The organism is Pseudomonas sp. MWU16-30317 (genome assembly GCF_020515695.1).
Taxonomy (GTDB): Bacteria; Pseudomonadota; Gammaproteobacteria; order Pseudomonadales; family Pseudomonadaceae; genus Aquipseudomonas.
Genome location: NZ_JAIWJA010000003.1, coordinates 825093 through 838575 on the forward strand (window position 1 = coordinate 825093; position 13483 = coordinate 838575).

Annotated in this window: 12 protein-coding genes; all 12 read right to left on the bottom strand. The window is 62.2% G+C overall.

Going from position 1 to position 13483, the window contains the following annotated elements:
- Window positions 1-69 precede the first annotated feature (69 nt).
- The 12 genes from LIX93_RS12675 to LIX93_RS12730 all read right to left on the bottom strand — a co-directional run bounded on the left by LIX93_RS12675 (window position 70) and on the right by LIX93_RS12730 (window position 13421).
- Window positions 70-1143, bottom strand: a complete 1074-nt coding sequence (locus LIX93_RS12675) for a hypothetical protein (protein WP_226504374.1) — start codon at window positions 1141-1143, stop codon at window positions 70-72.
- 91 nt (window positions 1144-1234) lie between these two features.
- On the bottom strand, window positions 1235-2479 hold the full coding sequence (locus LIX93_RS12680; protein ID WP_226504375.1) for a glycosyltransferase family 4 protein: 1245 nt from the start codon (window positions 2477-2479) through the stop codon (window positions 1235-1237).
- Window positions 2476-3480, bottom strand: coding sequence for a glycosyltransferase (locus tag LIX93_RS12685; RefSeq protein ID WP_226504376.1), 1005 nt, complete (start codon window positions 3478-3480; stop codon window positions 2476-2478). Before LIX93_RS12685 ends, LIX93_RS12680 begins: the two co-directional genes overlap by 4 nt.
- Window positions 3481-3520: 40 nt before the next feature.
- On the bottom strand, window positions 3521-4036 hold the full coding sequence (gene rfaH, locus LIX93_RS12690) for a transcription/translation regulatory transformer protein RfaH (protein WP_226504377.1): 516 nt from the start codon (window positions 4034-4036) through the stop codon (window positions 3521-3523).
- Complete coding sequence (locus LIX93_RS12695; RefSeq protein WP_226504378.1) at window positions 4033-4815, bottom strand: WbqC family protein; 783 nt, start codon at window positions 4813-4815, stop codon at window positions 4033-4035. The genes rfaH and LIX93_RS12695 overlap by 4 nt, the downstream gene beginning before the upstream one ends.
- Window positions 4816-4849: 34 nt before the next feature.
- Window positions 4850-7066 carry a polysaccharide biosynthesis tyrosine autokinase gene (locus LIX93_RS12700; protein WP_226504379.1) on the bottom strand — a complete coding sequence of 739 codons (2217 nt, stop codon included), beginning with the start codon at window positions 7064-7066 and terminating at the stop codon, window positions 4850-4852.
- Entirely contained in the window at window positions 7063-7506 is a 444-nt protein-coding gene (locus LIX93_RS12705; RefSeq protein WP_226504380.1) for a low molecular weight protein-tyrosine-phosphatase, read from the bottom strand. Before LIX93_RS12705 ends, LIX93_RS12700 begins: the two co-directional genes overlap by 4 nt.
- 5 nt (window positions 7507-7511) lie before the next feature.
- Complete coding sequence (locus LIX93_RS12710) at window positions 7512-8441, bottom strand: glycosyltransferase family A protein (protein ID WP_226504381.1); 930 nt, start codon at window positions 8439-8441, stop codon at window positions 7512-7514.
- Window positions 8438-9961 (bottom strand): oligosaccharide flippase family protein, encoded by a 1524-nt coding sequence (locus LIX93_RS12715; RefSeq protein ID WP_226504382.1) that lies wholly within the window; start codon window positions 9959-9961, stop codon window positions 8438-8440. The genes LIX93_RS12710 and LIX93_RS12715 overlap by 4 nt, the downstream gene beginning before the upstream one ends.
- A 22-nt stretch (window positions 9962-9983) precedes the next feature.
- On the bottom strand, window positions 9984-11096 hold the full coding sequence (locus tag LIX93_RS12720) for a DegT/DnrJ/EryC1/StrS family aminotransferase (RefSeq protein WP_226504383.1): 1113 nt from the start codon (window positions 11094-11096) through the stop codon (window positions 9984-9986).
- A gap of 63 nt (window positions 11097-11159) precedes the next feature.
- Window positions 11160-11930, bottom strand: coding sequence for a hypothetical protein (locus tag LIX93_RS12725; RefSeq protein WP_226504384.1), 771 nt, complete (start codon window positions 11928-11930; stop codon window positions 11160-11162).
- Between the two features lie 690 nt (window positions 11931-12620).
- Window positions 12621-13421 (bottom strand): carbon-nitrogen hydrolase family protein, encoded by an 801-nt coding sequence (locus tag LIX93_RS12730; RefSeq protein ID WP_226504385.1) that lies wholly within the window; start codon window positions 13419-13421, stop codon window positions 12621-12623.
- Window positions 13422-13483: the final 62 nt, after the last annotated feature.

Genomic DNA, 13483 nt, shown 5'->3' on the forward strand with positions numbered 1-13483 from the left:
TCCTTGGCATGGCCTCAGTCGATTGAAGGGTGCGGTTGTTCCGCAGATGAACAGTCAGCGGACGAACAGTCATCGGGTGAACAGCCAGCTGGGTTTGCCGAGCGAAATGATCTGCGGAAATTCGCTCAGGGTAATGACGGCGGTGCAGCGGTGTTCCTGGCAGACCCACCGGCTATCGCTGTCGAACCGTCCCCGGCGCGGTTGGCGGGTATCGATCAACTGCACCGGGCCCTGGACGTCATTGCGGGTTTCGACCCTGATCTGTCGCGCCTGGCCGATCGCCCAGGCGACCAGCACGTGGTCGTCGTCCGTGGTGAAATCCATGAGGTAGAGGTTGTTGCGGCCCAGGGGCGAATGGGTATTCACACTCAGGCTTGAATCCGCGCTATAGCGGTAGCGGGTCACCAGCGGGGTGATGACCTTGAGTACGTCAGACGCTGGTTTTTCACTGTGGTCGCTGTGCGACAGGCCAAGATGCTGCGGGTGCTGCGAGACGTCGCCGTCGGCCTGTTCGTACCACCACATGCCCTTGATGTCCGGGCGGCTGCGCGCCAGCAGAAAACTGCGCGCGAGGAACGCTGCCTGGGTGTTTTCACTGACGCCGCAGTTGTCCTGGCTGCTGGGCCAGCCCATGGCCGTCAGGTACAGCGGCACCGGGTGGCCAGCCTGGGCGGTGAGGCGTTTTTCGACCTCGTCCAGCCAGCGAATCCAGCTTTCCGGGGTGTAGACCCCCAACGCCGTGCGGCACGCCACGAATGGCCGTATCGACAGGCCGTCGACGCTGTCCAGCAGTCCGGCCTCGATCAACTGCTTGGCCACGCCTTGATCCAGCGCATCGCTGCCGAGCGCCCCGGCGAGGATTTTCGCCAGCGGATCGTCGCGCCGCAGTTGCGCGGCGCTGTCCTTGACGCGCTGCACGTAGGCTTCGATGCCATTCGGCTGGCTGGCCCAGTCGTTGTCCAGTTCGTAAAGCCGCGGGGGCTCGGCCAACGGCCCACCGTGGTCCAGCACGTTGGTGGTGACGCCGACGATGAAATCCTGATCCCCGCGCGTCTGCGTGGCGCACAACAAGCTGAGCAACAGCACGGCAAAACGCGGATAGCGCCTGCGCGTCGGCACAGCGGTGAGCTGGGGAATCGTCAAGTTTGAGTCTCAGGGTGGGCGGGGCAAGCATTGCGTGGCGGCGAAGGGGCTATTTGCGGGCAGGGCCCGCTCTCACAGGGATGTGAGGGCTTTACGGATGTTGCAGAACGTAATCGTTGCCACGCTGGGTGGTCTTTTGGGTAAGCACTTGGTGGAACAGTTGCTGGTAGCTGTCAAGCATGCGCTCCTGGTCCAGCAGGTGTTCGACGCTGACCCGGGTTTGCGCGGCCAGCCGTTCACGCAGCCCGACTTCGACATGCATGCGCTGCATGGCGCGGCCCAGTGAGTGGGGGTCGGCCGGATCGCACAGCAGGCCGTTGACCCCGTCTTCGATGATTTCCGGCAGGCCGCCACGGTTGCTGGCGATCACCGGCACCGAGTGTGCACAGGCTTCGACGGCCACCATGCCGAAGGGCTCGTTCCAGATCGACGGCACCACCGAGACGTCGATCTGCTGGTAGAAGCTTTCGGGCGACTGATAGCCGACGAACTCGATGCGCGGCGAGTTGGCGAACTGCTTGAGCTCAGCCTCGTAGTCGGTCTGCCCGCGCCCGGCGATCTGCAGTGTGGCGTCGAACGGCAGCGCCTTGAACTGCTCGATCAGCCAGCGCAGGCCTTTTTGATCCGACAGCGTACCGATATAGCCGAAGCGCAGCGGCTCGGGGCGTGCCCAGGAGGCCTTGAAATAGCGCTCGTTGTTTTCTTCGATATCTGGGCTGCTGTTGTAGATGACATGGCTGCTGGCGTTGCGAAAGTATTTGGCCGAGGTCAGCTTGTCCAACAGGAAGCGGCTCACGCCCACCACTGCGTCGACCTTGGCCGAGCGCTCGGCGTGGCCCTGGCGAAAATGCTTGCACAGGGTGCAGGGCGTCTTGCAGGCCGCGCCTTTCTTGAACATGTTGCTGCCGGGGCACAGCAGGTACATGTCGTGCAGCACCTGCACGATCGGGATCCCGGCCTGGGCAATCTCGTCCCACACGGCCGCCGACCAACCGCTGAGGTTGTGGCACACCACCAGGTCGATCTTCTGCTGCTCGATCACTTCGCGGATGTACTGGCGCATGCCCGAGTTGTAGCGGTCGCGCAGGTGCCAGCCCAGTCGAGCGAGGGCGCCGGGGCGTTGTTCGCTGAAGTGCCAGTAGGTGTTGAGCAGTCCCGCGCGGTACACCTTGATGCCGCGCACCAGGCTGAAATTCAGCCCAGGCTGAGGCCCGGTGGTCAGCACGGTGACGTCTTCACCGCGCTGATGCAGGCCTTCGACCGTGCGCTGCAAGACGATCTCGGCACCGCCACCGATATGTGGCGAGTACAGACTATTGAGGAACAGTAATTTCATAGGGGGTACGACTCGTGGATGCCCAAGCGCCCGGATTCACCGTCGCGAATGGCCTGTTCGATCAGGCTCAGGCGCTGGCTGGAGCCACTTCGTCGAGCGACGTAGCGCAACAGCAGCAAGAACACCGAGCGATTCAAGTGGTACTGCCAGGCCGACTTCGCCCAGACGAACTTGTCGAACCAGGCCTGGTTGCGCGCCGTGTAATACGCGCGTAGATCGGAATTGCCGAGCAAGAAACTCTCGTAGATGTTGTTGGTGCGTGACTTGATGTTCCAGGAGTCTTCGAGATCATCGAGCAGGGCTTCGGTGACCAGGAAAATCTGCCCACCCGTGGCCGTGATCCGCCAGGTGTATTCGGTGTCGTCGGCATACAGCAACAACTCCCCCAGCGGCAGCCCGATACGTTCGTACAGGCTGCGATGGGCGAGCAGGCCGCCATAGGTGGTGAAGGGCAGTTTGACCAGCGGTTGCTTGTTGTTCGGGCGCGGCCGCGGCTTGCCCCAAGGCAGGCGCCGCCAGAGTTTGTAGGGCAGTTGCGCGACATGAAAACCAAAACAGCTGGAGCGCCATTGCACGGCGAAGCGTTCTGGTACACCGGCGGCCAGGTCGGCCTGATGGCCGGGCCTGAAGCCCATCACCGCCGCCTTGCCGCGGCCCATCTGCTGCTCGCATTCGGCCAGGCGCTGATGCAAGGTATCGATGGCCCCCAGCGTCGGGGCGTTGTCGTCGTCCATGAGCCAGATGTATTCGGCGCCGCAGTTCAAGGCAGCTTCGATGCCGACCTTGTAACCGTTGGCTGACCCGGTGTTGCTGGGCAGGTCGATCAGCTCGATCTGTTGCGGCCAGGCGGCGCGCAGTGAGGCCAGATCGGCCATCGAGGCATTGTTGACGATGATTACCCGTTCGATCAGCTCGCTTGCCAGTGAACGGTTGACCAGTGCCTTGAGGTAGCAAAGGCGATTGCCGTAGGTCAACGTAACCAGTGTCGTTCTTGTGCTCATCGGACTCCCTCCTGTCATCCTTGAAGCCTGCCCGTTGCTGTCAGCAGGCGTGTGCGACCTCGCGCATCAGGCTGCTGCGGGGCAATGTGACGCGTTGTTCGCGTTGCATCAGGTTCAGCAGGATCACGGCACGCTCTTCGCCGTCATTGCTGAGGAAAATCGCTTGCAAGTCGCTGTTGCCGGTCTTCACCAGCACGCGTTCGCCTTGCACGAAAGGGGTCATGGCGGCGGCCACCGGCACGCGCACGCGCTGCTGGATCTGTTCGATCAGGGCGTCGGGCACCGGGCACGGGGTGTTGCCGAACGAGACGATGCGCGACACGCCGCGGGTCGAGCGAATCGGATACCAGCTGTGGCTCAGGTCCATGCGGATGAACAGGTAGCCTGGGAACAGCGCTTCGTCGACGATACGCCGGGTCTTGCTGGTCACCGCTTGTGGTTGCACGGGGCGGTAGCATTCGAACTGCTGGCGCAGCAGGTGCTCTTCGGCACGGGCCTCTTGCCGCGGTTTGGTCTGAATCAGATACCAGGTGGCGTTGTCGGCGAAATCAGTCATGAGTACATCTCCATAAACGTAGGCTGGGCGGCGTTGGGCGTGCTGACAGCGGGAACAGTGGCGGCGTGTGGCAGTTCGCAGGTGAACAGGGGCAGCCATTGGCGTACCTGATCCACCGGGTTGAACATCAACACGTCGATAATCGACAGGTTGGCCACGAACGGGCCCTTGAATTGCGGATAGCTCAGTGCCGACATGCGGTGGAACCGCAGTTCGATACCGTTGCGCTTGAATCGCTCGTCCTCGTACAGGTCGAGCCCGCCAATCGGGTTGAGGAAGCGCTCCCCACCCAGCTTTTTCATGGTCTTGATGACACGGTCTTGCTTGTCCTCGACAGCGCCGATGGCCAGTTCCGAGGCGCGCAGGATCGGCGTGTCTATGCGCAGATAAGCGCACAGTTCGCGGATCGAATACTCAAGGGCTCGGGCCAGGTTGCGCTCAGGGTACCGCATAATCCTTTCCAATAGTGGCAAGATGACATCGGAGTGCGGCGCCCTCGAGTAGTTCAAGGCCAGGGTCTTTAATAATTTGCCGTTCGTCTGGGCAAATTCGTCCGCGATCTGCCGCTGATCGATATGCAGGCCATGTGCCGCCTTTTTCAGCGGAAGGCTGACCATCCGGGCCTCTGAGGCAACCAGGATCCGGTTGCGATTGATCCAGCCATCCTTGATGTACTGCAGGTCGTCGCCGAGCACGAACACATCCGCGGCGGCGATCAGCTGGAAGTACCCCAGGTAGGGGAACCAGTACGGCTGCATCATGGCAATGGTCTTGGTCATCGGTTGCATCCTTGGCCTGCGCCGGTCAGTCGAGTCACTTCTTGGCGGGGCTGTAGTCGTAGCCGTAGGCCGCGCAGTCGTAGTCGGCGGTGGAGGCCTTGCGGATCGTGGCGTTGAAGATCGCGCCCTTGATCAGCACGCCGTTCTGCGCGAGCCGCCGCTTGGAGGTTTCAATTTCCTTGACCGAGCTCTGGCCGAAGCGCGCCACCAGCAGGGTGGTGCCCGCCTGGCGACCGACCAGCGAGGCATCGGTCACGGCCATGATCGGCGGGGTGTCGATGATCACCAGGTCGTAGTTGGGCGCAAGTTCGCGCAGCAGCTTGTTGAAATTGTCGTGCATCAACAGCTCCGAGGGGTTCGGCGCCGCGAAGCCGCAGGCGATCAGGTCGAGGTTGTCGACGGAGGTGGTGTTGATCACTTCCTGGGTGCTCACGCGGTTGGCCAGGGCATCGGACAGACCATGCGCTGGCGCCGGCGACAGGCCGAACGACTTGTGCAGGTAGCCCTTGCGCATGTCAGCGTCGATCAGCAGGACCTTCTTGCCGGTCTGGGCGATGATCACCGCCAGGTTGCCGCAGACGAAGGACTTGCCCACGCCCGGCGTCGGGCTGGTGATCATCAGGATGTTGTTGCGCGACTCGAGCATGGCGAAGTGCAGGCTGGTGCGCAGGCTGCGCAGCGCTTCGATGGCAAGCTCGGTAGGCGCGGCGACGCTGAGCAGCTTCGATTCGCCAGGGGCGCTCTTGCGGCCCTTTTTCAGCCGTTCCTGCAAGCGCGACATCGGCAGCGAGGCATACACCGGCATGCCCAGGTTTTCGATCACGTCCGGGTTCTCGACACCGCGGTAGAACGCCTGGCGCAAAAAGATGATCGCAATGGCGAGCAGAGCACCGAGCAGCATGGCGATGGCGACGATCAGCGCGCGCATCGGCTTGACCGGCTCTTCGACGTTGACGTCGGCGTTGTCGATGATGCGCACGTTGCCGATGTTGCCGGCGCGGATGATGTCCTGCTCCTGGCTTTTGTTCAGCACCAGGGTGTAGGTCTGGCTGCTGACCTGCATGTCGCGGGTCAGGCGCAGCAGTTCTTGCTGGGTTTCTGGCAGGGCCTTGATCTTGTTCTGCAGCGCGGCCTTGAGACCTTCGACCTGGCTGATCTGGTTGGACAGCGCGATGGACGCCGGGTGTTGACGGGTGTAAAGGCGGTCGAGGTCGGTACGCTTGAGACGCAGCTCCGACAGTTGCGTGTCGTAGGCCACGGACTGGTCGAGCACGGCTTTGGTTTCGAGGCTCACGTCCACCGACTTGGTGCGCATCTGGAAGGTGTGCAGGGCGTCTTCGGCTTTTTCCAGCTCCTTGCGCACCAGCGGCAGTTGCGAGCGCAGGAACTCCAGGCGCTGGGCCGCTTCGGCGGAACTGCGCTCGACGTTCTGGCGCACGTAGCGGCGGCTGACTTCGTTGAGTACGCGTTTGGCCTGATCGGGGTCGGCGTCCTGGATGGCCAGGTAGATGATGCCCGAGTCCTTGCCGGCTTCGGACACCTTGAGGCGATCCTGATATTCCAGCGCGGTGCTCAGCTCGCGGTTGCGCGCCAGGCGAAACTCGGTGCCGGGGCGGGCCTGCAGCGCTTCGACCTGAATGGACACGCCGTTGCCGGTGCTGACTTCACCGACCTTGCCTTGCAGCAGTTGGGCACCGGTGCTGTCGACCAGGGTGTAGGTGCCGTCGGTGCCGGCGGTCAGCACCAGGCGTTTGCCCAGCAGGGCGTCGGGTACGTCCAGCGAGTAGACGTCGAGTTTTTCGCCGCCCCAGGCGAAAGCGCCCATGCCGAACAGCGGCGCCGCCAACGGCTTGTCGTTGGTAGGCTTGAACTGGCGCGCCAGCCACTGGCCGAACACCGGGAAGTACCGCGGGCGTTCGACCACGTCGAGCTTGAGGTCGGAGACCACTTTGCCAAGCACGGTGCGCGACTTGATCAGCTCGATCTCGGTGACCGCTTCGGAGACCGATGTCGGCTTGCTGCTGACCTGCGGGGTAGCGTCCAGGCCGACCTTTTTCGGTTCGATCTGGATCATCGCGTTGGCCTGGTAGATCGGCTGCGCGAGCACGGCATACACCAGCCCGAGCACGGTGAATACGCCGACGATCGAGGCGATCATGCCTTTGTGGTCAAACAGCGTGCGCAGGAGGGTCGCCATGTCGACCTGGGTATCCTGGTAGTAGTCGACGTTGGAGCGGCTCATTGCTGTCATTTTTTATCTTCCTCGTGACTTAGATGCGGCAACCAGTCATCGACGCAGCGCGAGAGATGATCGTAGGTTTGTTGAAAGGCCTTTTTGGGCCGCCGATATGGATCGGCGATTTCCAGGCCTTGCCATTTGCCAATCAGAAAACTCTTGCCGCGCACTTCAGGAGCGATCTCGACGACCTTTTGCATCTGGCGCTCATCCATCAGCAGGATCAGCTCGGCCCAATGCAGCATGTCGGTGTCGACCTGGCGGGCGTGGTGCTTGCGAACCTCGAGCTTGGCGTCGTGCAGCACCGCCTGCGCGAGGGGATCCATGTCCTGACCGACACAGGCGCGCAGTCCGGCCGACGTCACCTGCACGTTCGAGCGCTGGCGCAACAGCTCTGCGGCCATGGGGCTGCGGCAGATGTTGCCGATGCACAGGACCAAAACCTTGCTGAACATGGCGCTTAACCCCTCGAGGCCGACAGGGTCAGGCGCTTGAACAGATTGGCGCTGACATTGCGGGCCACCAGCAGCAGCGCGTTGAGCTTTTGCAGCGGCGAGATCGCCGACAACGACAGGCCGAAGACCTGCACCAGGTAGTACTCGTACAGCGGCTGATCGCCTTGGCGCTGGTAGTAGTTGGCCAGGCACGCGTAGGTCTGCAGCGACATGTGCAACTTCTGCTTGCCAGCGCGCATCGAGAACAGCCCGCCGTTGTGCACGCGGTAGGCGCCGGGGGCGATCTCGGGCATGTACTTGCCCTTGCCGTGAGCACCGAGCATCGACCACCAGCACACGTCCAGCAGTGGTGCTTGTTCGAGCTCGCGGGGGAGTTCGTGCAACACGTTGCGAAAGCAGGTGGTCAGGGTCGAGATGCGCCGGCCGCGCAGCAGCTCCATGCGGTTGGCGTCGCGCTGCCATTCACCGGTCAGTTGCACGCCGTGGGTGCCTTTTTCATCGGTGATCAGCGCGTCGTGGTAGGTGATCACGTAGTCCGGATTGGCTTCGAGGAAGTCCACCTGCTTTTGCAGCTTGAGCGGGTCGGTCCAGTAGTCGTCGCCGTCGCAGTAGGCCAGGTACTTGCCCTGCGCCCGGTTGAACAGGTCGGGGAAGAACAGCTTGCCTTGCTGGTACTGGTTCTCGGCGTGCAGGATCGGCCGGATGATGTTCGGGTAGCGCTGCGCGTAGTCGGCGATGATGGCCGCAGTGCCGTCCGTGGAGGCGTCGTCGTTGACCAGGATTTCGAACGCGAAGCTCGTCTGCTGGGCCAGGAAGCTGTCCAGCGTCTGGGCGATGTAGGCTTTCTGGTTGTACGCCGGGCACAGGATGCTCAACAGCGGCGCGTGGGCCGGTGTCCAGTGCTGACGTATTTGCTGTTCGGTTCTGTTGCTCATTGTCCGGTGCTCGGTTTGCTCAACATAAGAAGGATCTTGGTGGCCAGCGGCTTGTGGCTGCCGGCCACCAGCACCAGGGTCAGCAGGCCGCTGACGGCCAGGCCCACGAGAATGCTGATGCGGTCTTCGCCGGCGATGGCGTTGAACAGGGGTTGGGTGACCAGCACGCCGATGGCAGTCATCAGGCTGATGCGCAGGATGTCGTGCAGCCAGGTGCCATGAATGTTGCGAGCCAGGTTGCGGTGAACGATCTGCGGCCAGATGGCGAACGACACCAGGCGCAGCACGAACCAGGCGACGGCGGCGCCCAGTGCGCCTTTGTGCTGTACCGCGAAGAACATCACCGGCACGGTGATCACCGCGGACGCTAACGAGTACCAGACATGCAGGCGGAACTGGCCATGGGCGTACTGCAGGTGGTACTGGAAGGCGCTGACCGACATGATCGCCGTGCCCAGTGCGTACCAGAGCAGGATCGGCTGGCACCAGGCGGCCGCCGCGCGGTCACCGCTCCAGGCGTAGATGAGTTCGCCGGAATGCATGGCGATGATCGCTGCCAGCGGGAACAGAAAGGTGCAGGCCAGGCGGCTCGCGCCCAGATACAGCAGCTGCATGTCGTGCTCGCGACCTTCGGCCATCAGCACGGTCATGCGCGGCAGCAGGGTCTGCACCATCGGGTTGATCAGCATCAGGATGCCGGTGGTCATCAGCGCCACCAGCGAGAAGTAGCCGTACTCGGTGAGCAGCAGTTGCTCGGACAGCAGCATCTTGTCGAGCTGGGTGAGGATGATCCACAGGATCGAGGTGCCGCTGATGCTCAACGCGAACGGCACGATCGGCTTGACCAGCGCCCAGTTGAAACCGCTCGACCACTGCGGCGTTGGCAAGCGCTCGTAGGCCTTGAAGGCGAAGATCAGGGTTTCGATCACCGCCACCATCAGCTGGAATTCGAAGAACACCAGTGCGCTCTGCGAGACTTCGGCCACCAGGAACAGACCGCCGAAGTAGCGCAGGGTGGCGATCACCACATTGGCGCCGTTGAGCCAGGCGTGCATTTCCAGGCCCTGCAGGCCGCTCTTGTAGAGCGTTGCATACAGGCGCAAGGCAACCATTACGCCCATCAAGGTGATGCATTTGACCAGGGTGCCGGTGTCCAGCGCCTGGGCATTGAGCCAATGCTCGGCCAGCCACGGGCTGATCAGCCAGACCGCCAGGCAGGTGATTAGGGTCAGCGGCAAAAAGATCACTTCGAACGAGCGCATCAGCCAGCCGCCGTCGCGCTGGCCGTCTTGCGCCTGGCTCTGGTGGTGAGCGATCTGTCGTACCAGGGAGGGTGACAGTCCCACGTCCAAGAGCATCAGCCAGGCTTGCAGCACGGCATAAAAGCCGATCAGGCCGTATACCTCGGCGCCCAGATGAACGAGGTAGAAGGGCATGATCAAAATGCCGACCAGCAGCGCGTACGCCTGACCGGCGTAGCTGAGCAGTGTGTTCTGGACGACTGAAAGCTTTTTGCTCATTGGAACTACCTGAGAACGTCCGTTAGACAACTTTGGCCAGGGTGGCGTGGGCACTGGCGGGCTCGCTTTCGCTGAGCAGGGTTTCAACGATCCGGTCCTGGACTTCGCGGGGCAGGCCCGGATAGATCGGCAGACACAGGATGCGTTGGCTGAGGCTTTGTGAATGAGGTTGCGGGGCTTGCGGTTGCAGGTAGTCGACGGTGTCGAGCGACGGATAGAAGTAGCGCCGCGGGTTGATGTCGTGAGCCTGCAAGGCGGCGCGGGCGCTGAGCATGTGAGCGTTGTCGCGCAGCGCTACAGGGAAGTAGCTGTGGTTGACCTCGCTGAGCTCGCTGGCTTGCTGCAGGTCCATGTGGCCGCCCAGCGCCTGGGTGTAGCGGTGGGCAATGTCGGCACGCTGCTCGAGGATGAGGTCCATGTCATCGAGGATGCACAGGCCCATGGCTGCCGAGAATTCGTTGAGCTTGGCGTTGATGCCCAGGCCTTCGATGGTCTCGAAGTCGGCGATGCCGAAGTTGCCCAGCAGCCGTGCCCGCTCGGCCACATCGGCATCATTGGTGACGATGGCGCCGCCTTCGATGGTGTGGAACAGCTTGGTGGCGTGGAAGCTCAGGGTGGTGGCGTCGCCCCAGTTGAGCACCGATTGCCCGGCATGGCGGGCGGCGAATGCATGGGCGCCGTCGTACACCACCTTGAGGTTGTGCGCGCGGGCGACCTGTTGGATGCGCTCCACCGCGCACGGGTTGCCGAACACGTGGGTGGCGACGATGGCGCTGGTGTCGGCGCACAGGTTGCGGCTGATCTGCTCGGGGTCGAGGTTCCAGGTGCGCGGATCGATGTCGGCGAACACTGGGCGGATCTTTTCCCACTGCAGCGTGCTGCTGGTGGCGATGAAGCTGAACGGGGTGGTGATCGCGCTGCCGCTCAGGCCCAGGGCGCGATAGGCGATCTGCAGCGCGAGGGTGCCGTTGTTGGTGAGGATGATGTGCCGTACGCCCAGATAATCCTTGAGGCGCTCTTCGAGCTCGCAGCTGAGCGGGCCATGGTTGGTGAGCCACCGCGAGGCGTAGATCGAGTCAACGTACGCCTTGAATTTCTTGATGTTGCCCATGTAGGACTTGGTGACGTTGATCATGCAACCTTCCTCGCGCAAGCCTTGCGCTGTGGTGAGCTTCACTGGGGGCCAGGGCCGTTCAGGTCAGGACACAGTGGTTTTGGTTCGGGCCACTGCCTTGCGCGCCCGGTGCTGGTTCAACTTCAGGATCAAGCGGGTGGCCAGGCTGCCGGCGTGCGGGTCGCCGTAATGCATGAGTGCGGTGGCGCGGCAGAATTGCGGGCTGCACGGCTCGTTGGCATGCAGCGAGCGGTAACCCCAGAACAGGTACACGTTGCCCGGTACGATGCGCAGGGTGGTGGGCTTGAACCACTGGTGCCGGATGCCCCACGTCAGCAAGCGGCGGGTGAATTTATTCTGCAGCACCGCCTTTTCGACGATGTTGAACAGCACGCTGCCGCGCACCCGGCGCAGGTTGGGGAACATCACCAGGTCGCCGCGCTGTTCGCCTTCGGTGGGGGTGAAGATCGGGATCAGCATCGTGATCAGCGTGGCGTCGTAGTGGTAGGCGTTGGATTCCTTCTGCCCCGAGCCGCCCTGTACGCAGCGCAGCACCGGGAATACCTGGCGGCTGGCAGGTGCATGGCCGGTGGCCAACTGGTGCAGGCGGCCAAGGCTGGCGATGAAGTCCGGGGATTTGCCCAGCGCGGCCAGGGCGCTGCCTTCCAGCGCCTGATAGCCGTGGTAGGCGAAATACTGGTTGTTGTGACGGGCCGCCTGGGCGTCGACGTAGGCACGCAACTCAGCAAGCGCATCGCTGCTCAGGGCGCCTTCGATCATCCCGTGGCCTTGGGCATCCATGTCGGCGACCAGGCGTTTGGCGGTAGCGTCGTCAATATTCAACAAGTGCGACATGAAGGGTGAACTCTGTGGTGTTAATTGAAGGTGTGGCTCAGGTAGTCCGTGACGCCAAGTTCAACTTTTCAATTGGCAAAGCTACCGCCCATTCCCAACTTTCTTGGGTTCTGAAAGTTACCGTTGCCGGTAACGCTTGTTGCACTTTCTGTTACAAACACGCTACCGCCAAGTTGCGCGTTAATGACGGCAACTTGAATAACAGACAAAACTCTCCCGCACGCCCGAAATAACCGGGAATCAAATCAAGGGGCGAGCAGTCCGCTACAAATTTTTGGTATCGAATAAGGTGTTGACGGTGCGCCAGGTTCGGAAGCCTCGGCTGCGGCCACGCCAGCTCTCATCAAGGAGTCGCCGTGGATGGGAGATATATCGTCCTCGCGGGGGTGGGCTGTCAATCGCTTTCGTCAAAAAAAGTGAGACGGGGTGATTTTCTGAGCCGTATTTTAGGTAACTTACTGATTTATATGATAATTAAAACTTGACGCTGGCATTGTGCTGGTTTTTTGCGGGGAATGGTGGCGTTTTGATCGCTTTTTGCCTTCAGACACGCCTAAGCCCCAGTATTCAATGGGTTTAGGCGATTTTGGTGCGCCACAGGCGAGGATTCATAGCAGATTTGGTACGCGCTTTCCGTCGCCAAAAAAACGGCGACGGCGGATTTTGAAATGCTTTGTGCCGAAATATTGACTATTTACTGAGAGGTAGGCGGTAGGTCTCGGGGCGCAAATCATCCAGATAGCGGTTGAACTGGCGGGCAGTGTCAAACGCAGGGCGGTCTATGTCGGCCATCAGCACTGATTCCTGGGTCCCGGCGGCGCCCAGAACGCTACCGTCCCCGGCCGCGACGCTGCTCAGCCCACAGTATTGGATGGCGCCCTCGCTGCCAGCGTAGTTGGCATACGCCACGACGCACTGATTTTCGAAGGCACGGCTGCGCACCGTGATTTGCGCTACGAACTCGTAGGGCAGCATGTTGGCGGTCGGCACCAGGATCAGCTCGGCCCCGGCCTGTGCCAGTTGGCGGGTGTTTTCCGGGAATTCGAGGTCGTAGCAGATCAGCAAGCCGATGGTCCAGCCGTCCAGGGTGAGCAGGGCGCTGGGCGCGACGCCGGGGCTGAACATGGCCTGGTCCAGCTCGCCGAACAGGTGGGTCTTGCGGTAGTTGCCCAGGCGCGTGCCATGGCGATCGATGAGCTGCACGGCGTTGAACAGCTGGCCATCGGTGGCGCGCTCGGGGTAGCCGTACAGGATGGCAATGCCGTGGCGGCGAGCGATGGCGGCGATGCGCTGGGCGCTGCGGCCGTCGGCGGCTTCGGCCAGGCGGGCGACGGCCTGGGCGCCAATGTTGTAGCCGCTAAGGAACATTTCCGGGGTGATCAGCAGGTTGGCACCGGCTGCGGCGCAGGTGCTGGCTTGTTGTTCGAGGCGTTGCAGGTTGGCTTCGGTGTCCAGTGGCAGGGGGTGGCATTGGTAGAGGGCCAGGCGCATGGTGGGGTTTCCTTGAATATTTTGGGTGTGCTTTCGGGCCCCTTTGCTAGCAAAGGGGTCGG

Coding starts and splice junctions, on each gene's coding strand:
- LIX93_RS12680 (WP_226504375.1), bottom strand. CDS start 2,479: ATGAAATTACTGTTCCTCAATAGTCTGTACTCGCCACATATCGGTGGC.
- LIX93_RS12685 (WP_226504376.1), bottom strand. CDS start 3,480: ATGAGCACAAGAACGACACTGGTTACGTTGACCTACGGCAATCGCCTT.
- rfaH (WP_226504377.1), bottom strand. CDS start 4,036: ATGACTGATTTCGCCGACAACGCCACCTGGTATCTGATTCAGACCAAA.
- LIX93_RS12695 (WP_226504378.1), bottom strand. CDS start 4,815: ATGACCAAGACCATTGCCATGATGCAGCCGTACTGGTTCCCCTACCTG.
- LIX93_RS12700 (WP_226504379.1), bottom strand. CDS start 7,066: ATGACAGCAATGAGCCGCTCCAACGTCGACTACTACCAGGATACCCAG.
- LIX93_RS12705 (WP_226504380.1), bottom strand. CDS start 7,506: ATGTTCAGCAAGGTTTTGGTCCTGTGCATCGGCAACATCTGCCGCAGC.
- LIX93_RS12710 (WP_226504381.1), bottom strand. CDS start 8,441: ATGAGCAACAGAACCGAACAGCAAATACGTCAGCACTGGACACCGGCC.
- LIX93_RS12715 (WP_226504382.1), bottom strand. CDS start 9,961: ATGAGCAAAAAGCTTTCAGTCGTCCAGAACACACTGCTCAGCTACGCC.
- LIX93_RS12720 (WP_226504383.1), bottom strand. CDS start 11,096: ATGATCAACGTCACCAAGTCCTACATGGGCAACATCAAGAAATTCAAG.
- LIX93_RS12725 (WP_226504384.1), bottom strand. CDS start 11,930: ATGTCGCACTTGTTGAATATTGACGACGCTACCGCCAAACGCCTGGTC.
- LIX93_RS12730 (WP_226504385.1), bottom strand. CDS start 13,421: ATGCGCCTGGCCCTCTACCAATGCCACCCCCTGCCACTGGACACCGAA.